The following is an 18,289-nucleotide window of genomic DNA, read 5'->3' as shown; positions in this document are numbered from 1 at the left end:
CGCTCCTTCGGGTTCGGGGGTTCGAATCCCTCCCCTTCCATTTTACGGGCATAGTTTAAAGGTAGAACTAAGGTCTCCAAAACCTTCAGTGTGGGTTCAATTCCTACTGCCCGTGTTAATAGAATTATGGCGGGTGTGGTGAAGTGGTTAACACACCAGATTGTGGCTCTGGCATGCGTGGGTTCGATCCCCATCACTCGCCTATTTTATATTATTGGGGTATAGCCAAGCGGTAAGGCAAGGGACTTTGACTCCCTCATGCGTTGGTTCGAATCCAGCTACCCCAGTTACTATTTGCCGGCGTGGCGGAATTGGCAGACGCGCTGGACTCAAAATCCAGTGTCCGCAAGGACGTGCCGGTTCGACCCCGGCCGCCGGTATAGTAATAAAGACAAGGTTTTCGGACCTTGTCTTTTTTTTCTCTGTTTTTGTTGAGTTACCAATTTTTTCCATTTTAAAATAAATCGTCAAGTTTATTAGCCAATGTTTTCTGTTTGCTAGGGTACAAATGAGAATATGTATCAATTGTTGTTGTAATAGATGCGTGTCCTAATCTTTCTTTGACAACAAGGTAATCCTCTCCTTGATTTATTAGTAATGATGCGTGAGAGTGTCTCAAATCATGAATTCTTATTTTCTTTAAATCTTTATCCCTTTCTAGTATTTGCTTAAACTTTTTATCAATCATATTTTTCGTAATTGTTATTGGTGTACTCTGTATTATTTGTAGTTCGTCTGTATTTTTCGTAAATTCCTCAAGTTTTTCTTTTTGTTTTACTTTCCAATCTTTTAGCATTTCTGCTAATTTCTGATTTATTGTTATATTTCTAGTTCCTGATCGTGTTTTTGTTGTATTAATGTAGCTTGTATTATTGACAAAGTATACCGTTTTGGTAACGTATATTGTATTTGTTAAAAGATTTATATCATTCCAGTTCAATGCGATGATTTCTCCCATTCTCATTCCAGTAAAGAAAGCAATTACGAAAAACAGGTCATAGCTTGTTTCATCATCTTGAATAAGTTCTCTAAATCTCGTGAATTCTTCTATACTCCAAAATTTGATATTAGGCTTCCTAATTGGTAATTTTCTCAGATTCTCAACAGGATTTTTATCAATAAGGGATTTTCTTATACCAGTGTCAAAAATTTTTTTAAGTAGAATTAGAAGTTTATTAATTGTATTATAACTTAAAGTTTCATTTTCATTTTGTTTTTTAGGTTTTGTTTTTAGGTATTCACGAAATTCGAATATATGGTCATACGTTAATTTATTTAAATTTGTATTTTTAAAATATGGTTTAATATGACGCTCATAATTGTTTCTTTGTGTACTTGTATAGCTTATTTTTCTGCCATTTTTCAAATCGTCTTCTTCAAGCAACTGGAATAACATATCTGTTGTTACTACAAAGTCAAATTGTTTTTCTTTTAATTCTACAACTCGAATATGTTGTTCTAGTTCTAGTGCTTCCTTTTTAGATTTTAATCCTTTTCGAATGATACGTATTCTTTTTTGTGTGACTGGGTGGAAACCATTAGAAACATCAACGGTCCATTTACCACTTTTAGTTTTACGAATAGTCATTCATTATGCTTCTTTCTGGAGTTCAATTCCTAGTAGTTCTTCAGCGACATTGGCTGGAATTGTACCAATCCGTTTGTTATCGTAGATATTAAAACCACGATTCACTAATAGTAATTTGCCAGTATGGATAATCTTTCTTGCAGTTCCTGGAGCAAATCCAAGTTCGATAAGGTCATCTTTTGTTACAGTTTTAATCATGTGATCTCCTTTTCTAATTAGATTAACTAAGGGGAGGATTAACTCCCCTTGTCTTTTACTTATTTTTGTTTTACATCTACTAAATGGATAGCATCCGCCTTGTAATACATTGTCGTGCTAATCATAGTAGCTTGTAAATTGTCAAATGTAACTGGTACTTCATCCATTGCTTGGATATAGTCATTATCAACCAAGGCATCTGGATTGTCTACTGAGACTTGGGTTGATTTCTTTTTGAATTGTCCATCCTTGATTGTTACATTGTATTTCCAACCAATGATTTTATCGGTATTAAAACGTCTTTCACTACCATCTCGGTTTTTGATAATTTCTCCGTTTGCATCTGCTCGGACTTCCGTTTCAAATTTTGGAATGACTTCATCCAATTCAAATTTTGTTCCAATGTTATTAAAATTCCAGTCATTTTGTGAGAGCATTTTTGCCATATTTAATTTCTCCTTTTGATATTTTCTTTGATTGTAGGGATTAAATCTTCTCTTTTAAAGAGAATTGCCCTTTCTATTAATCCACTTGCTAAATCTGGTGGATATTCCATATTGTTGAGTGCGAGATAGTTAGCTTTCTCATACTCATGCAGTAAGTTATTGTCGTATAGAAATTTATACGCTTTTAGAATAGCTCCTGAACCTTTATAGGTAAACCATTCTAATTTTTGTTCTAGTTCTGTTTTTGATTTTGAAATAATGATAGAGACGGGTTTTGAATGGCCTAAAAACTTTTCCCAAGATCTCAAAGGTTTTGAGAAATAGCTATCACTATAGAACCTCACTTTTTCTTTGAGATATCCCTTGGTAAAGTTGAGAAGATCTATTTCTGAATGCAACCATTCTTGAATGAAGTAGTGAGCTTTTTCTTTCCTAAGTTCTAACTCAGTTCTTATCCAATTTTCTATATACCGCTTGCTGATGCCGAGCTTCTCAGCTCGTTCTAAGCGTTTATCATAAATTCTAAGTCTTTCATCATCATTGGGTTTTCTCAAATATAAGGTTTGGCCGATTGTTTCATCTCCGTAGGTATTGTAGTAGGTGCTTTTTCCATATATAAAGCGTTTCTTCTGACAAATCTTTAGAAGCTGATTAGGAGTGAAGTAGGATGTTTCATTAAAATCATCTATTGCAATATCAATTCGTCTTACTGAAAATTGATTGTAATTGTAGTAGAGATTGTTCAGAAACTGTCTTTCGGACAGACTATTTGGACCTAATACCATATCTCTAAAGAACTCGAGTGCCTGTCCTGACATGACAAGCATGTAGGACGACTCTTTCGCTCCATAGTAGATACGGATATTCCCATAATGAAACTGGCTATCATAGTTATAGTATTTCAGGCTCCCTTTATTCTCAATAAATAGGTTATAGTCAAGAAATAGAATGTCTTCGATTATTTCTCTTGGCGAAAATTCAGTCTTATCAAACTGAATTTGAATCCAGTCAAATACAGAACGTAAATGTTCATTTTTTGCCATAGATTTTGATTCAACTTTTTGCCTAATTTTGCCACCCTTAAAATCTCCGAAACCCTTGGAAATACTGATTTCTTTCGATGGTACACCTAACTTGCAGAGGGTGGTGTTACTACACACCCTATCGGTCAAAAATGGTCCGTCCGCATCTACGCTCATTTTCGGCTTTCTGCCTCATGGCTCAGCCGAAAACTCGCTATTAGCCGAACCTATTTTTTGACCTCTTCTGAACAAACCCTAGTAAGCCGGTTTGCATCGACTCTTCAATATCTTGGATTTTCTTTTTTAGACTGGCATTCTCATTTTTTATCAGTCGTATTTCTCGCTTAAATTCCTGTTTTAAGGCGCTCAGTTCATCGTAGAGCTCATCTATTACTTGGTTTAGGGATTCGTGCTCATTGTCTGCTAGGCTCCCAAATACGGCTTGTATAGCCTCTTTTAGACCTATTTCAAGTTTTAGGTTAGCTAACTTTTGAAATTGTCTAAGGTCTTCGTTTGTAAAGTCATAGGCAACTGTATAACTTAATTGATGAGTTCTTGGATTTCTACTGATAGGAATTTTAATTTTTTTAAATTCCTTGCCACTTATCTCTTTAATCAGTTGAATCCAATTTTTAAGAGTAGAGGTAGAGTTTAGGCCAGAAATTTGATTGACTAACTCTTTATTGGTCATCTTTTTGTGAAACCTCCGAAATTTTCTTGTGCAACTGAAGAGTTTTCTGTGGTATAATTGTTACATAATATGTTTTGATCTTGGAACGAACGGCACATTTGTTTCAAGATTTTTTTTATTTTGTCGAATCCTACCTCCTTTATTAAAATTTTTTAAATCGACTACTAGTTACATACGCTTTTACCTCCTTTTATGCTATAATATTCTCAATGGAATATTTAATCTCAAAATAAATATTCCTTATGGAATAATTCTATTTTATACCGTTTAGAATATTTTGTCAAGCTAAAATATACGAATAAGAATATCTATAGGAGAATTATGTATACAGAGGATTATAAATTTTCAGAGAGGTTAAAAACTCTCAGAAAATCAAAAAAGTTAACTCAAGTACAAATATCGGAATTAATTGGAGTTCAACAAGGGACATATTCTCGGTGGGAGAATGGAACGTTAGAACCAGGATTAGAATTCGTTGTGAAATTAGCAAATATCTTTGGGACTACTACAGATTATTTGCTGGGACAAAAACCTTATTCAATTATCAGTAGTTTACCTCTAGAACAATTAGATCTTACCAATATTGCAAACTTTTCAAAGGATGAGTTTGATATTTTGAAACATTCAATAGCAGTTTCGGTGGCAAGAAATAAAATAAAGGCAACAGAACTAAAAGATAGAGTTATAGAAAAAAATCAGTTGTCAGAAAAAGATGCAGAACTTTTGAATAAGATTTTTGAAGAAGTTAAAACTTATTGGGAAAATTAGGAGGACGCTAGTCTTCAAAATTCCCTCCCAAAATGTGTCCAAAATATTGACAGAATTCTAGCTTTTCATTATAGTTCTTATGGAACTTTTTTTCTACAACAAAATAGGCTCCATAATATCCATAGGGGATTTACCCACTACAAATAGTATAGAGCCGGTTTTATTAATGTCCTGCATTTCCTAATAAGTTAACCATGACAACACCAATGATAATCAAAATTAAACCGATAATGCTATAAACATTTAGTGTTTCTTTGAAAATCATTACTGCGATAGAGGCTGTCAAAACTAAACCGACAGCTGACCATGTTGCATAAGCTATTCCTAAAGGAATTTTTTGCATTGCTAGTGAGAGGAAATAGAAACAAACGCCATAGCTAAGTAGGGCAGAAACGGTTGGAATAGGCTTTGTAAAACCGTCTGATAATTTCAAAAGGTTAGTTCCCAATATCTCTCCTACAATGGCGATAAAAAGATAAAAGTATGACATGTCTTTAACCTCCTATATGTCATGTTTTTGCTCTAAGAGCTATTATAGCTATCCGTTTTTTATAAATCTTGGCACAAGTCATGAGAATTTGTAGTAAAACTGTGGCAGACACTTTTTCAGAACCAATAGCTGATAAGTTTATTATATCATAAGATAAATTTTAAAAAAAGTCTTGATTTATTTCAATGTCTTGCGTGGTCTCGATTTTACTGGTAAAATTACTTTTAAGAACTTTAAAAAAGAGGTTTCTATATTTGACAAAACAATGACTTGTTGTCCCGAATGTGGGCATCCTTTGGAGAAAAAATTTTTAAAAGATGAGGGAGATATTCCTTATTGTTCACAATGTGCGAGTTTTCGTTTTCCAGTCTTTAATACAGCAATTAGTGCGATTTTATTTAATGAAAAACATGATAAGATTCTCTTGATTAAGCAATATGACATGGCTGAGCATATTTTGCTAGCTGGTTATGTGTCTAATGATATTCACAACCAATTTCTACAATCATTAAAGGCAATTAATTTAGCCTCTCTTATTACGGATATGGGTAATAAAATTGCACAAAACTAGTCCAAAACTCTTTTTAATAAGGAGTATACTTTCTAGCATTTTATAGTTACTAAAAAGTATCTAAACTTTGGAAGTGATACTAAGTTTTAAAAAATATTATGGAAAAAAAGCTTATAAAATCAATATTTCTGAGATTTAAAACTAATAATATTAGACTCAAAATCCAGTGTCCGCAAGGACGTGCCGGTTCGACCCCGGCCGCCGGTATAGTATAGAGTTAAGGAACGTTGTAAATCTTCGTTCCTTTTTTATATTATTTTTGCTATAATAATAGTTATTCAAATTTTATTTAGATTATGAAAGTGTAGGGAAGTATGTCTCGTTCTATCGATTTATTAAAACATCGGTATTTGAAAAATATTAAAGAAAACCCTGAATTGTTTGTTGGGATTGAGCTGGAATATCCTGTTGTAAACTTGGAAGGGGATGCTACAGATGTTGAAGTTATCAAACACTTATTCCGATATTTAGTTTATGCTTTGGATTTTACTGTCGAAAAGGTAGATGATTTTGGAACTCCTATTCAGTTAGTGGACCCAGTAAGTCAGGATACTATTTTATTTGAAGTTTCCTATACTACAATTGAGTTTGCATTTGGTAAGGCTGAAACGATACAAGAAGTTGAAGAACGTTTTAATATTTATATGGAGGCAATCCAGAAGAAGTTAGCTGAATCAAATCATGCTATTGTTGGCTGTGGTATCCATCCCAACTGGGATAAAAATGATAATTGTCCAGTGGCTTACCCACGCTATCAGATGTTGATGGACTATTTGAATTTGAGTAGAAATGTGACTAAATCAGACTTACATCAATTCCCTGAATACGGAGCGTTTATTTGTGGGAGTCAGGTTCAGTTGGATGTTTCAAAGTCTAACTACTTACGAGTGATTAATGCTTTTACCCAAATTGAAGGGGCTAAGGCTTATTTATTTGCAAACTCTGAGTTTACAGGTGCGGATTGGGATACAAAAATCTCAAGAGATATTTTCTGGGAAGAATCGATGCATGGTATCTATCCAGAGAATGTTGGTGTCAATGCTAGGCTCTTTAAAGATGAGGATGATTTTTTTGATTATCTAGATCATTCTGCAATTTTTACTGCGGAACGTGATGGACAAACCTATTATTTTTATCCGATTCAGGCAAGCGAGTACCTGACTACACCTGAAATCCAAGCATATGCGCTTAATGGGGATGAGATTATTATTTATCCTCAAGAGAAGGATTTTGAAACCCATCGTAGTTATCAGTACCAAGACTTAACGACTCGCGGAACAGTTGAGTTTCGTAGTGTGTGTACTCAACCTCTAGATAGAACCTTCGCTTCAGCAACTTTTCACTTAGGATTGTTGGTTCATTTAGATAAGTTAGAAGCTTACTTAGAAACAGCACCTTTCTTTAAAGAATTTGGTCGTGATTACAAGTTTTTAAGACGGCAATTTTCTAAAAAAAATCTTATAGCTGAGGAAAAAACTGCGATTATTGAATTTTCCAAACACATACTCCTGCTAGCTTGGGAAGGACTGGAGATGAGAAATAAGCAAGAAACAAGCTATTTACAGCCTTTGAAAGAAGAATTGGGCCTATAATTTCTCTTATAAAAGGAGAATTTTCTGAAAAATCATGATATAATGGATGAGACTATAGATAAAGGATAGAGAGTAATGACATTAGTTTATCAATCAACGCGTGATGCCAACAATACAGTAACTGCTAGCCAAGCTATTTTGCAAGGTTTGGCGACGGATGGTGGTTTGTTTACACCGCTTACTTATCCAAAGGTAGATTTGGACTTTGACAAATTGAAAGATGCTTCTTACCAGGAAGTTGCTAAGTTAGTTTTGTCAGCATTTTTAGATGACTTTACAGCTGAGGAGTTGGACTACTGTATCAACAATGCCTACGATAGCAAGTTTGATATTCCAGCTATAGCGCCTTTGGTGAAATTAGACGGCCAATACAATTTGGAACTGTTCCATGGTTCAACAATTGCTTTTAAGGATATGGCCTTGTCTATTTTGCCATACTTTATGACAACAGCTGCTAAGAAGCATGGTTTGGAGAACAAGATTGTCATCTTAACAGCGACATCTGGTGATACTGGGAAAGCTGCTATGGCAGGGTTTGCGGATGTGCCTGGAACTGAGATTATCGTCTTTTATCCAAAGGATGGTGTCAGCAAGGTTCAAGAGTTGCAAATGACTACTCAGACTGGTGATAATACTCATGTTATCGCTATTGATGGTAACTTTGATGATGCTCAAACAAATGTGAAGCATATGTTTAACGATGTAGCCCTTCGTGAAAAGTTGGCTACCAATAAACTGCAATTTTCATCTGCCAACTCTATGAATATCGGTCGTTTGGTGCCACAGATTGTTTATTATGTTTATGCCTATGCTCAGTTGGTTAAGACTGGTGAGATTGTGGCTGGTGATAAGGTCAACTTCACAGTACCAACAGGAAATTTTGGAAATATCTTGGCTGCCTTTTATGCTAAGCAAATTGGTCTACCAGTTGGCAAATTAATCTGTGCTTCAAATGACAACAATGTTTTGACAGACTTTTTCAAGACACGTGTTTACGACAAGAAACGTGAGTTTAAAGTGACTACTAGTCCATCTATGGATATTTTGGTATCTTCAAACTTGGAGCGTTTGATTTTCCATCTTTTAGGTAATGATGCGGTTAAAACAGCTGAACTCATGAATGCCTTGAACAAGCAAGGACAATATGAGTTGACAGACTTTGATGCAGAGATTTTGGACCTCTTTGCAGCTGAATATGCGACTGAGGAAGAAACGGCAGCAGAAATCAAGCGTATTTATGAGGCAGATTCTTATATCGAGGATCCACATACGGCGGTTGCCTCGGCAGTTTATAAGAAATACCAAGCGGCTACTGGCGATGTGACTAAGACAGTGATTGCTTCAACAGCGAGTCCATACAAGTTCCCAGTGGTTGCAGTAGAAGCTGTAACAGGTAAAGTAGGCTTGACTGACTTTGAAGCCTTGGCTCAATTACATGATATTTCAGGAGTTGCAGTGCCACCAGCAGTTGACGGGCTTGAAACAGCTCCTGTTCGTCACAAGACAACAGTGGCAGCTGCTGATATGCAAGCAGCGGTTGAGGCTTATCTAGGACTTTAAGACAGAGGGAGTAAACTCGGTTGGGAAACCAACTGAGTTTCTTTTCATCAGGAGGAAGGATTGTTTAAGAAAAATAAAGACATTCTTAATATTGCCTTGCCAGCTATGGGCGAAAACTTTTTGCAGATGCTCATGGGGATGGTGGATAGTTACTTGGTCGCTCACTTGGGCTTAATCGCTATTTCAGGTGTTTCAGTCGCTGGCAATATTATCACGATTTATCAGGCGATTTTCATCGCTCTGGGAGCTGCTATTTCCAGTGTTATTTCAAAAAATTTGGGGCAGAAGGATCAATCTATGCTAGCCTATCATGTGACTGAGGCATTGAAGATTACCTTACTATTAAGTTTCCTTTTAGGATTTTTGTCCATCTTCGCTGGGAAAGAGATGATAGGACTTTTGGGGACGGAGAGAGATGTAGCTGAGAGTGGTGGACTCTACCTATCTTTGGTAGGCGGATCGATTGTTCTCTTAGGTTTAATGACTAGTCTGGGAGCCTTGATTCGTGCAACGCATAATCCACGTCTGCCTCTCTATGTTAGTTTTTTATCCAATGCCTTGAATATTCTTTTTTCAAGTCTAGCTATTTTTGTTCTGGATATGGGGATAGCTGGTGTTGCTTGGGGGACAATTCTGTCTCGTTTGGTAGGTCTTGTGATTTTATGGTCGCAATTAAAGTTGCCTTTTGAGAAACCGACTTTTGGTTTAGATAAGGAACTATTGACCTTAGCGTTGCCAGCAGCTGGAGAGAGGCTCATGATGAGGGCTGGAGATGTCGTGATCATTGCCTTGGTTGTTTCTTTTGGAACGGAGGCGGTGGCTGGAAATGCAGTCGGAGAAGTCTTGACCCAGTTTAACTATATGCCTGCCTTTGGCGTCGCTACTGCAACGGTCATGCTGGTAGCTCGAGCAGTTGGAGAGGATAATTGGGAAAGAGTAGCTAATTTGAGCAAGCAAACCTTTTGGCTTTCTCTGCTTCTCATGTTGCCCTTGACGCTTAGTGTCTATGCCTTGGGTATACCACTAACTCATCTCTATACGACTGATTCTCTAGCGGTGGAGGCTAGTGTGCTAGTGACACTTTTTTCACTACTTGGTACTCCTATGACGATAGGAACAGTCATCTATACAGCAGTCTGGCAGGGTTTGGGCAATGCTCGGCTTCCCTTTTATGCGACAAGTATAGGAATGTGGTGTATCCGCATTGGAACAGGATATCTGATGGGGATTGTGCTTGGTTGGGGCTTGCCCGGTATTTGGGCCGGAACCCTTTTGGATAATGGTTTTCGTTGGTTATTTCTACGTTACCGTTACCAGCGTTATATGAGCTTGAAAGGATAGGAAATGCAAAAAACAGCTTTTATTTGGGATTTAGATGGGACTTTATTGGATTCTTACGAAGCGATTTTATCAGGAATTGAGGAAACTTTTGCTCAGTTTTCTATTCCTTATGATAAGGAGCAGGTGAGGGAGTTTATTCTCAAGTTTTCTGTGCAGGATTTACTTGTGCAGGTGGCAGAAGAGAGAAAGCTGGATGTGGAAATGCTAAATCAGGTGCGTGCCCAGAGTTTGGCTGAGAAGAATGCTCAGGTAGTTTTGATGCCAGGTGCGCGTGATGTGCTAGCTTGGGCAGAGGAATCAGGAATTCAGCAGTTTGTTTACACTCATAAGGGAGACAATGCTCGTACCATTCTCAGAGACTTGGGTTTGGAATCTTATTTTACAGAGATTTTAACCAGTCAGAGTGGTTTTGTGCGGAAGCCAAGTCCAGAAGCGGCTAACTATCTGTTAGGCAAGTATCAGTTGGATTCTGAGAAGACCTATTATATAGGGGATCGGACTCTGGATGTGGAATTTGCCCAGAATAGTGGGATTCAAAGTATCAACTTTTTAGAGTCGACTTATGAAGGAAATCATAGGATTCAAGGGTTAGCAGATATTCCTTATATTTTTGGGGATTGGGAACGATAAGATTGTGTCAGTTTTGTGACAGAGACCTAACAAACTATTTCAAGTAACCAAGTTTGTTACAAGGAATAGACAGTTCTGTTAAATAGGCCCGAGAGGGCTTTTTTTCTGCATTTTTTGTGTTATGATAGACAGGTACTCATTTGAAAGGAATAGGAAAGAATGAAGAAAAGAATATTATTAGCTTCAACAGTAGCCTTGTCATTTGCCCCAGTATTGGCAACTCAAGCAGAAGAAGTTCTTTGGACTGCACGTAGTGTTGAGCAAATCCAAAACGATTTGACTAAAACGGACAACAAAACAAGTTATACCGTTCAGTATGGTGATACCTTGAGCACCATTGCAGAAGCCTTGGGTGTAGATGTCACAGTTCTTGCGAATTTGAATAAAATCACTAATATGGACTTGATTTTCCCAGAAACTGTTTTGACAACGACCGTCAATGAAGCAGAAGAAGTAACAGAAGTTGAAATCCAAACACCTCAAGCGGCTTCTAGTGAAGAGGTGACAACTGCGACAGCAGATTTGACAACCAATCAAGTGACCGTAGATGATCAAACTGTTCAGGTTGCAGACCTTTCTCAACCGATTGCAGAAGCGCCAAAAGCGGTAGAAACTACAAGTACAAAAGAAGTAGCAACAAATTCAGAAGTTGCAGAGACAGTTGCTACTGCAGAAGAAGTATCACCATCTACAAATACTTCAACGTCAGAGGAGCAAACAGCCGAAACAAGTAGTGCAGTTGCAGAAGCAGCTCCTCAGGCAACGACTTCAGCTGAGAAAAATGAAACTCAAGCAAGCCCACAAGATGTTTCAACAGTGGAAGAAACTACAACTCCAACAGAAGAAACAGCAATCGAAACAACTGCAAAAAGTTCAGAAGAATTAAAAGAAGCCTCATCAAATGAAGCTACAACAGCAGTTTCTACTTATCAACCAGAAGAGAAGAAAACAGTTTCAACAACTTACGCAGCTCCAGCAGCGCCCGATTATGCTGGACTTGCGGTAGCGAAATCTGAAAATGCAGGCCTTCAACCACAAACAGCGGCCTTTAAAGAAGAAATTGCTAACTTGTTTGGCATCACATCCTTTAGTGGTTACCGTCCAGGAGACAGTGGAGATCACGGAAAAGGTTTGGCTATCGACTTTATGGTACCAGAAAGCTCAGAATTAGGGGATAAGATTGCGGAATACGCTATTCAAAACATGGCCAGCCGTGGAATTAGTTACATTATTTGGAAACAACGTTTCTATGCTCCATTCGATAGCAAATATGGGCCAGCTAATACTTGGAACCCAATGCCAGACCGTGGTAGCGTGACAGAAAATCACTATGATCACGTTCACGTTTCAATGAATGGATAAACCAGACTTGGTAATATCATTTTGACGAATGAGATCTAGCTTTCATGATTGGAAGTAAGTCTCGTTCGTTTTTCTTTGTCATACTCTTCGAAAGTCTCTTCAAACCACGTCAGTTTTATCTGCAACCTCAAAGCTTTGTTTTGAGCAGCCTGCGGCTAGCTTCCTAGTTTGCTCTTTGATTTTCATTGAGTATCAATATGAATGGAAAATGGAAGTTACCATTTTGTAATGATTGAAGCAACATTCTTGCAATCAATTTTACTTTATAACACAATTGATTAGTCAACTATTGATAAATCAAGATAGGAGAAAGAAATGATAGAGATTCAAGATCTGCTTTATCAACTCCGCTTGTCTGAGCAAGCGAGTACGCAATTGTTTGAAAAAAGACTTGGGATTAGTTTGACACGGTATCAGATTTTACTGTTTTTGCTGAAGCATTCCCCTTGTAATCAAATAGCGGTTCAGGAGCGTTTGAAGATTGATTAGGCTGCTTTGACCCGACATTTCAAAATTCTGGAAAAGGAAGGTTTGGTGGAGCGTCATCGTAATCCTGAAAATCAGCGGGAAGTGTTGGTAGAGGCTACGAAGTATGCCAAGGAGCAGTTAGTGGTGAATCCCCCTCTGAAGCATATCAAGGTTAAGGAAGAGATGGAAAGTATCTTAACAGAATCTGAAAAAACAGAACTCAACCGTTTATTAAATAAATTGGTTTTGTGGATTGAGAATATAGAAATTTAAGGAGAAATAGATGTCAATTATTACAATCATTTTAGCAACGATTGTTGCTTTGGAGCATTTTTACATTTTTTATTTGGAAAGTATTGCAACGCAATCAGATGCAACCAGTCGTGTCTTTAACATGGAAAAGGAAGAACTGGCTCGTCCGTCTGTAAGGTCATTGTTTAAAAATCAAGGGATTTATAATGCTCTACTAGGAGTCTTTCTCTTGTATGGGATTTATTTCTCACAGAATTTAGAAATTGTGACTATTTTTGTCTTATTTGTGATTGGGGCTGCGGCTTATGGCTCTCTTACAGCAGATAAGAAAATTATTTTGAAGCAAGGTGGACCAGCTATTTTAGCCTTGATTAGCATTTTCCTTTTTAAATAAATTTGAAGGTCGATTCTAATCTCGCTAATCCTTTTCAATCCAGAATAAGGGAAATATGTTATACTTGTTTTTAAGAAAATAGTTTCATTAAATTGGTTTTGAGGAGTTAGAAATGAAAGTATTAGTGACAGGTTTTGAGCCCTTTGGAGGGGAGAAGGTAAATCCAGCCTTGGAGGCCGTTAAAGGTTTACCAGCTGAAATCCATGGCGCTGAGGTCCGTTGGCTAGAAGTGCCGACAGTCTTTCACAAATCGGCCCAAGTATTGGAAGAAGAGATAAACCGTTATCAACCTGACTTTGTCCTTTGTATTGGCCAAGCAGGTGGAAGATCTAGTTTGACGCCTGAACGAGTGGCCATTAATCAAGACGATGCACGCATCCCGGATAACGAAGGTAATCAACCGATTGACCTTCCCATTCGCCCAGATGGTGCTCCGGCCTACTTTAGTAGTTTGCCGATTAAAGCGATGGTTCAAGCTATAAAAAAAGAGGGATTGCCGGCCTCTGTTTCCAATACGGCAGGTACTTTTGTCTGCAATCATTTGATGTATCAGGCCCTCTATTTGGTAGAAAAAAAATTTCCACATGTTAAGGCAGGTTTTATGCATATTCCTTATATGATGGAACAGGTGGTGAATCGACCGACTACTCCAGCTATGAGTTTAGTGGATATTAGGCGAGGGATAGAAGCGGCAATCGGGGCTATTATAGAACATGGAGATCAGGATCTCAAGTTGGTAGGCGGAGAAACTCATTGATAGAAAAAAGCTTGAGGGGAAACCTTCAAGCTTTTGGACGTTTTCGAGCCAGTACTGCCCGGTAGAAAATTATTTTATTGATTTGAATGTAGGGTAGGAGTGAGAAACTAGCAATTCCAAAAGTAATCCAATTGAGGAAGTACCAAGGAAGGAGTTGTAGGTCTAGAATAAAGCGCTGAAATTTGTAGCCTTTCATCAGGAAACGGCTGGTTTTTAGGATTTGTCCTGGTTTAGCTTGTCCTAAGTCTAGGGTATCACAGAGGAGAAATTCTACCTGCGAATAGGCATAGTATTGTGGGATATAGAGACTATTTCCGACAATCATCAAGAGGATACTTGCTAGAAAGTAAAGACCAAAGGTCATGAGGAAACGCTCAGTTTCAATTGACGTGAGATCCAGATTAGGAAACTCAGGATGAAGGGCAATGAATTTCTTTGCAAGAAAGCTACTGTAAAAAAGGAAGTAAATTCCAAGCAAACTAGGAATGCTCCATAAGAAGAGATAGAAACGTTTGAGAAGGAGAGTCAAAAAGGTTTGTGAAAAGTGCTCTTCATTAAAGAGAGTGAGACTATTTTTGATGGATAGTCCTGTATCGGGATTCTTGATGAGTTTCAGCGTTGTATAGACGGAACTGGTTAGAAGTATTGTTCCGATAAAGGAGACTAATAGAGGAAAAAGGTAGGCTTGGAATACATGGCCAAACACGCTTAAAAAGGGTTGTTCTAAAACACTCTCGTTGATGCGCTCTAAGGGATTGAGGAAGCCAGACAAGATGACCAGTATACTAGGTAAGAGATAGACGAGAAAGAGGCGGGGATTTTCAGCCTGAAATTGTCTGGACTGCGGACGAATAGTTTTTAAATCAATTTTTGGGTATTTCATTCTCTCATTATACCATAGTTCGTGACAGTTCCAGCTTTTTTTGATAAAATCATACAGTATGCCCTTGGGCACAAAGTATGAACTGGGACTGTTTTTCCCAGCTTCGGAGGTAAAAAATGTCAGATTCACCAATCAAATATCGTTTGATTAAGAAAGAAAAACACACGGGAGCTCGTCTGGGTGAAATCATCACTCCCCATGGCACCTTCCCGACACCTATGTTTATGCCGGTTGGGACACAAGCCACTGTCAAAACTCAGTCGCCTGAAGAATTGAAGGAGATGGGTTCGGGAATTATCCTGTCAAACACCTATCATCTCTGGCTTCGTCCTGGAGATGAACTCATTGCACGCGCTGGTGGTCTCCACAAGTTCATGAATTGGGACCAGCCTATCTTGACAGATAGTGGTGGTTTCCAGGTTTATTCCTTAGCAGATAGCCGTAATATCACAGAAGAAGGAGTAACCTTTAAAAATCATCTCAATGGTTCTAAGATGTTCTTGTCCCCAGAAAAAGCTATTTCTATTCAGAATAATCTGGGCTCAGACATCATGATGTCTTTTGATGAATGTCCTCAGTTTTATCAACCATACGACTACGTTAAGAAATCAATCGAGCGTACCAGTCGTTGGGCTGAGCGTGGTTTGAAGGCTCACCGTCGTCCACATGACCAAGGTTTGTTTGGGATTGTGCAGGGGGCAGGATTTGAAGACTTGCGTCGCCAATCGGCTCATGACCTTGTCAGCATGGATTTCCCAGGTTATTCTATCGGTGGATTAGCAGTGGGAGAAACCCACGAAGAGATGAATGCGGTCTTGGACTTTACAACCCAATTGTTGCCTGAAAACAAACCTCGCTATCTGATGGGTGTGGGAGCGCCAGATAGCTTGATTGATGGGGTGATTCGTGGGGTGGATATGTTTGACTGTGTCTTGCCGACTCGTATCGCTCGTAACGGAACTTGTATGACCAGTCAAGGTCGTTTGGTTGTCAAAAATGCCCAGTTTGCTGAGGACTTTACGCCACTGGATCCTGAGTGTGATTGCTACACATGTAAGAACTATACACGCGCCTACCTTCGTCACCTGCTCAAGGCCGATGAAACCTTTGGTATCCGCTTGACTAGCTACCATAATCTTTACTTCTTGCTCAACCTGATGAAGCAAGTGCGACAAGCCATTATGGACGATAATCTCTTGGAATTTCGTGAGTATTTTGTTGAAAAATATGGCTATAATAAGTCAGGCCGTAATTTTTAAACTGGAATTGATATAAGCTAAAAATCCTAAGTTTTCTCTTGGGATTTTTCTTCTTTTTTTGATAGAATAAAGTGTATAATGAAAGGGAGAATAAACTCGTATGCGTATTAAATGGTTTTCCTTGATTAGGATTACAGGTTTACTTTTGGTACTCTTGTATCATTTCTTTCAGACCATCTTTCCTGGAGGATTTTTCGGGGTAGATGTCTTTTTTACATTTTCAGGTTTCCTGATTACAGCTCTACTTATCGAAGAATTTTCTAAAAATCATGAAATTGATTTGATAGGATTTTTTAGGAGACGTTTTTATCGGATTGTGCCACCTGTGGTTTTGATGGTCTTGGTGACCATGCCCTTTACCTTTCTAGTTCGGCAAGATTATGTTGCTGGAATTGGTGGTCAGATTGCGGGAGTCTTAGGCTTTATGACCAACTTCTATGAACTCCTAACAGGTGGGAGCTATGAATCTCAGTTCATTCCACATTTGTTTGTTCATAATTGGAGCTTGGCTGTTGAGGTTCACTACTATATCCTCTGGGGATTGGCAGTTTGGTTCTTATCTAAACAGTCCAGATCAAATGGTCAGTTGAGAGGAATGGTCTTTCTCTTATCTGCTGCTGCCTTCTTGATTAGCTTCTTCTCCATGTTTATTGGTAGTTTTCTAGTAACCTCTTATTCCTCTGTTTACTTCTCCAGTTTAACTCATGTCTATCCATTCTTTTTGGGAAGTATCCTAGCAACGATTGTAGGCGTTCGTCAGACGACTTCCCTCGTCAAGCAGTTGGATAAAATCTGGGATTTACGCAAGACCTTTTTAGTTTTTGGAGGAGGTTTTGGCTTCTTACTCATTTTGACCTTCTTTGTCAAATTCACCTATCTTTTTGCCTATCTTATCGGCTTTTTACTTGCCAGTCTTGCAGCCCTTGCCATGATTCTGGCAGCGCGTGTCTTACATGAAAAGACTCCCAACGTGCAGGAACCAAAGATTATTAGCTTTTTAGCAGATACTAGTTATGCGGTTTATCTCTTCCATTGGCCTTTCTATATCATTTTCTCGCAGTTGACATCAAATCTTTTTGCTGTCTTACTGACTTTGATTTTTTCTTATGTATTTGCCAGTCTATCATTTTATGTGTTGGAACCTTGGATTGCAGGAAAGAACACACCTATTATACAAACCCTTCGTCCCCTACCTTATATTCATACAATCCTTGCAGCAAGTACAGGAATCTTGACTATCATTGTCTGCACAGTGACCTTGTTGGCACCACAAGTTGGGGCATTTGAGACAGATTTAACTGTCAATGGCTTGAAGCAAGCCGCGACAAATATTGGCCAGACCAAGTTGATGGCAGAACGGGCAGATGCAAACAGTCTGGGAATTGCTGATGGAACGATGTTAATTGGTGACTCAGTGGCTCTAAGGGCCAATACAGCTTTGCAGACAGCTCTTCCTGGGGCACAGATAAATGCACAAGTCAGCAGAACAACCAAGACTGCCAATGAAATCATGCTAAACAATAGCCAGAATAAATTTCTACCTAAGATGGTTGTCATTGCGACTGGGGTAAATAATCCTGAAAATTACAAGGAAGACTGGGATAGTATCGTGAAAAATCTTCCTAAGGGGCACCATATGGTTCTGGTGACTCCTTATGAGGGAGATAAGACAAAAGAGACCTATGCTATCGTTGAGAAGGCTGCTGCCTATATGAGAGAATTGGCAGAGAAGACTCCTTACATCACGATAGCAGATTGGAATCAAGCTGCTAAGGAACATCCAGAAATTTGGACTGGGACAGACCAAGTCCATTTTGGAAGTGACAATAGTAAGATTGAAGCAGGAGCTAAATTGTATGCAGATACCATTGCTACAGCCTTGCAAACAGCTCAAGACAAGCCAGTCAAATCAAAATAATGTATAATGAGGAGAAAAGAGTTGGAGAAATCCAGCTCTTTTAAAATATCTCTAGAAAATAGGTCTATACCATTTACAAATGAATCAGAAAGGTTTATA

The 18,289-nt window shown here is 38.3% G+C and carries 18 protein-coding genes, 4 tRNA genes and 1 pseudogene; 16 read left to right on the top strand and 7 right to left on the bottom strand.

Annotated features, from left to right (window positions below; translation table 11 throughout):
- Nucleotides 1-44 precede the first annotated feature (44 nt).
- The 4 genes from HMPREF2701_RS04495 to HMPREF2701_RS04480 all read left to right on the top strand — a co-directional run bounded on the left by HMPREF2701_RS04495 (nucleotide 45) and on the right by HMPREF2701_RS04480 (nucleotide 380).
- Nucleotides 45-115: transfer RNA gene (locus tag HMPREF2701_RS04495), tRNA-Trp, on the top strand.
- Between the two features lie 14 nt (nucleotides 116-129).
- Nucleotides 130-202, top strand: a tRNA-His gene (locus HMPREF2701_RS04490).
- 13 nt (nucleotides 203-215) lie between these two features.
- Nucleotides 216-287, top strand: a tRNA-Gln gene (locus HMPREF2701_RS04485).
- A 9-nt stretch (nucleotides 288-296) separates the two neighbouring features.
- A tRNA-Leu gene (locus HMPREF2701_RS04480) sits at nucleotides 297-380 on the top strand.
- 74 nt (nucleotides 381-454) lie between these two features.
- On the opposite strand, the gene HMPREF2701_RS04475 is transcribed toward HMPREF2701_RS04480, so the two are convergent.
- Genes HMPREF2701_RS04475 through HMPREF2701_RS04455 form a run of 5 tightly spaced genes read right to left on the bottom strand, consistent with a single transcriptional unit; the run spans nucleotide 455 to nucleotide 3,945 of the window.
- On the bottom strand, nucleotides 455-1,588 hold the full coding sequence (locus tag HMPREF2701_RS04475) for a tyrosine-type recombinase/integrase (protein WP_070482252.1): 1,134 nt from the start codon (nucleotides 1,586-1,588) through the stop codon (nucleotides 455-457).
- Between the two features lie 3 nt (nucleotides 1,589-1,591).
- Nucleotides 1,592-1,786 (bottom strand): DUF3173 domain-containing protein, encoded by a 195-nt coding sequence (locus tag HMPREF2701_RS04470; protein WP_070482251.1) that lies wholly within the window; start codon nucleotides 1,784-1,786, stop codon nucleotides 1,592-1,594.
- Nucleotides 1,787-1,845: 59 nt separating this feature from the next.
- Nucleotides 1,846-2,232, bottom strand: a complete 387-nt coding sequence (locus HMPREF2701_RS04465; RefSeq protein WP_001096843.1) for a hypothetical protein — start codon at nucleotides 2,230-2,232, stop codon at nucleotides 1,846-1,848.
- Between the two features lie 2 nt (nucleotides 2,233-2,234).
- The gene (locus HMPREF2701_RS04460; RefSeq protein ID WP_070482250.1) at nucleotides 2,235-3,431 is read right to left on the bottom strand and encodes a replication initiation factor domain-containing protein; all 1,197 of its coding nucleotides are present in this window, start codon (nucleotides 3,429-3,431) and stop codon (nucleotides 2,235-2,237) included.
- A 40-nt stretch (nucleotides 3,432-3,471) separates the two neighbouring features.
- The gene (locus HMPREF2701_RS04455) at nucleotides 3,472-3,945 is read right to left on the bottom strand and encodes a hypothetical protein (RefSeq protein WP_037599776.1); all 474 of its coding nucleotides are present in this window, start codon (nucleotides 3,943-3,945) and stop codon (nucleotides 3,472-3,474) included.
- 321 nt (nucleotides 3,946-4,266) lie between these two features.
- On the opposite strand from HMPREF2701_RS04455, the gene HMPREF2701_RS04450 reads away from it, so the two are divergent.
- Nucleotides 4,267-4,713: a helix-turn-helix transcriptional regulator gene (locus HMPREF2701_RS04450; RefSeq protein WP_000287814.1), complete on the top strand. Its 447-nt coding sequence runs from the start codon at nucleotides 4,267-4,269 to the stop codon at nucleotides 4,711-4,713.
- 163 nt (nucleotides 4,714-4,876) lie between these two features.
- On the opposite strand, the gene HMPREF2701_RS04445 is transcribed toward HMPREF2701_RS04450, so the two are convergent.
- Nucleotides 4,877-5,203: a DMT family transporter gene (locus HMPREF2701_RS04445; RefSeq protein WP_009732038.1), complete on the bottom strand. Its 327-nt coding sequence runs from the start codon at nucleotides 5,201-5,203 to the stop codon at nucleotides 4,877-4,879.
- Between the two features lie 172 nt (nucleotides 5,204-5,375).
- Between HMPREF2701_RS04445 and HMPREF2701_RS11320 the strand changes: the two genes are divergently transcribed.
- The 9 genes and pseudogenes from HMPREF2701_RS11320 (at nucleotide 5,376) to pcp (ending at nucleotide 14,130) form a co-directional block, all read left to right on the top strand.
- On the top strand, nucleotides 5,376-5,774 hold the full coding sequence (locus HMPREF2701_RS11320; protein WP_009732039.1) for an FmdB family zinc ribbon protein: 399 nt from the start codon (nucleotides 5,376-5,378) through the stop codon (nucleotides 5,772-5,774).
- A 314-nt stretch (nucleotides 5,775-6,088) separates the two neighbouring features.
- Nucleotides 6,089-7,366, top strand: coding sequence for a glutamate-cysteine ligase family protein (locus HMPREF2701_RS04435; RefSeq protein ID WP_070482248.1), 1,278 nt, complete (start codon nucleotides 6,089-6,091; stop codon nucleotides 7,364-7,366).
- 75 nt (nucleotides 7,367-7,441) lie between these two features.
- Nucleotides 7,442-8,926, top strand: coding sequence for a threonine synthase (gene thrC, locus HMPREF2701_RS04430; protein ID WP_070482246.1), 1,485 nt, complete (start codon nucleotides 7,442-7,444; stop codon nucleotides 8,924-8,926).
- A 60-nt stretch (nucleotides 8,927-8,986) separates the two neighbouring features.
- Nucleotides 8,987-10,267: an MATE family efflux transporter gene (locus tag HMPREF2701_RS04425; RefSeq protein ID WP_020903673.1), complete on the top strand. Its 1,281-nt coding sequence runs from the start codon at nucleotides 8,987-8,989 to the stop codon at nucleotides 10,265-10,267.
- 3 nt (nucleotides 10,268-10,270) lie between these two features.
- Complete coding sequence (locus HMPREF2701_RS04420) at nucleotides 10,271-10,897, top strand: HAD family hydrolase (protein WP_020903674.1); 627 nt, start codon at nucleotides 10,271-10,273, stop codon at nucleotides 10,895-10,897.
- Between the two features lie 159 nt (nucleotides 10,898-11,056).
- Entirely contained in the window at nucleotides 11,057-12,259 is a 1,203-nt protein-coding gene (locus HMPREF2701_RS04415) for a LysM peptidoglycan-binding domain-containing protein (RefSeq protein WP_070482243.1), read from the top strand.
- Between the two features lie 315 nt (nucleotides 12,260-12,574).
- A pseudogene (locus HMPREF2701_RS04410) lies at nucleotides 12,575-13,000 on the top strand (MarR family winged helix-turn-helix transcriptional regulator).
- A gap of 10 nt (nucleotides 13,001-13,010) precedes the next feature.
- Complete coding sequence (locus HMPREF2701_RS04405; RefSeq protein WP_020903678.1) at nucleotides 13,011-13,373, top strand: DUF1304 domain-containing protein; 363 nt, start codon at nucleotides 13,011-13,013, stop codon at nucleotides 13,371-13,373.
- A gap of 112 nt (nucleotides 13,374-13,485) precedes the next feature.
- Nucleotides 13,486-14,130 (top strand): pyroglutamyl-peptidase I, encoded by a 645-nt coding sequence (gene pcp / locus HMPREF2701_RS04400; RefSeq protein WP_045610982.1) that lies wholly within the window; start codon nucleotides 13,486-13,488, stop codon nucleotides 14,128-14,130.
- Nucleotides 14,131-14,155: 25 nt separating this feature from the next.
- Here the strand turns inward: pcp and HMPREF2701_RS04395 are convergent, their stop codons facing one another.
- Nucleotides 14,156-15,013 (bottom strand): DUF975 family protein, encoded by an 858-nt coding sequence (locus tag HMPREF2701_RS04395; RefSeq protein WP_070482240.1) that lies wholly within the window; start codon nucleotides 15,011-15,013, stop codon nucleotides 14,156-14,158.
- Nucleotides 15,014-15,129: 116 nt separating this feature from the next.
- Between HMPREF2701_RS04395 and tgt the strand changes: the two genes are divergently transcribed.
- Nucleotides 15,130-16,272: a tRNA guanosine(34) transglycosylase Tgt gene (gene tgt, locus HMPREF2701_RS04390; RefSeq protein WP_001285237.1), complete on the top strand. Its 1,143-nt coding sequence runs from the start codon at nucleotides 15,130-15,132 to the stop codon at nucleotides 16,270-16,272.
- Between the two features lie 100 nt (nucleotides 16,273-16,372).
- Nucleotides 16,373-18,190 carry an acyltransferase family protein gene (locus tag HMPREF2701_RS04385; protein WP_070482237.1) on the top strand — a complete coding sequence of 606 codons (1,818 nt, stop codon included), beginning with the start codon at nucleotides 16,373-16,375 and terminating at the stop codon, nucleotides 18,188-18,190.
- Nucleotides 18,191-18,289 lie beyond the last annotated feature (99 nt).

The organism is Streptococcus sp. HMSC077D04, from assembly GCF_001808785.1.
GTDB classification, from domain to species: domain Bacteria; phylum Bacillota; class Bacilli; order Lactobacillales; family Streptococcaceae; genus Streptococcus; species Streptococcus mitis_BX.
The sequence above is the reverse complement of the archived record's forward strand: the minus strand, read 5'-3'. Positions and strand labels throughout refer to the sequence as shown.

Coding starts and splice junctions, on each gene's coding strand:
- HMPREF2701_RS04455 (WP_037599776.1), bottom strand. CDS start 3,945: ATGACCAATAAAGAGTTAGTCAATCAAATTTCTGGCCTAAACTCTACC.
- tgt (WP_001285237.1), top strand. CDS start 15,130: ATGTCAGATTCACCAATCAAATATCGTTTGATTAAGAAAGAAAAACAC.
- HMPREF2701_RS04420 (WP_020903674.1), top strand. CDS start 10,271: ATGCAAAAAACAGCTTTTATTTGGGATTTAGATGGGACTTTATTGGAT.
- HMPREF2701_RS04435 (WP_070482248.1), top strand. CDS start 6,089: ATGTCTCGTTCTATCGATTTATTAAAACATCGGTATTTGAAAAATATT.
- HMPREF2701_RS04405 (WP_020903678.1), top strand. CDS start 13,011: ATGTCAATTATTACAATCATTTTAGCAACGATTGTTGCTTTGGAGCAT.
- HMPREF2701_RS04450 (WP_000287814.1), top strand. CDS start 4,267: ATGTATACAGAGGATTATAAATTTTCAGAGAGGTTAAAAACTCTCAGA.
- HMPREF2701_RS04395 (WP_070482240.1), bottom strand. CDS start 15,013: ATGAAATACCCAAAAATTGATTTAAAAACTATTCGTCCGCAGTCCAGA.
- pcp (WP_045610982.1), top strand. CDS start 13,486: ATGAAAGTATTAGTGACAGGTTTTGAGCCCTTTGGAGGGGAGAAGGTA.
- thrC (WP_070482246.1), top strand. CDS start 7,442: ATGACATTAGTTTATCAATCAACGCGTGATGCCAACAATACAGTAACT.
- HMPREF2701_RS04460 (WP_070482250.1), bottom strand. CDS start 3,431: ATGAGCGTAGATGCGGACGGACCATTTTTGACCGATAGGGTGTGTAGT.
- HMPREF2701_RS04385 (WP_070482237.1), top strand. CDS start 16,373: ATGCGTATTAAATGGTTTTCCTTGATTAGGATTACAGGTTTACTTTTG.
- HMPREF2701_RS04445 (WP_009732038.1), bottom strand. CDS start 5,203: ATGTCATACTTTTATCTTTTTATCGCCATTGTAGGAGAGATATTGGGA.
- HMPREF2701_RS04475 (WP_070482252.1), bottom strand. CDS start 1,588: ATGACTATTCGTAAAACTAAAAGTGGTAAATGGACCGTTGATGTTTCT.
- HMPREF2701_RS04415 (WP_070482243.1), top strand. CDS start 11,057: ATGAAGAAAAGAATATTATTAGCTTCAACAGTAGCCTTGTCATTTGCC.
- HMPREF2701_RS04465 (WP_001096843.1), bottom strand. CDS start 2,232: ATGGCAAAAATGCTCTCACAAAATGACTGGAATTTTAATAACATTGGA.
- HMPREF2701_RS04470 (WP_070482251.1), bottom strand. CDS start 1,786: ATGATTAAAACTGTAACAAAAGATGACCTTATCGAACTTGGATTTGCT.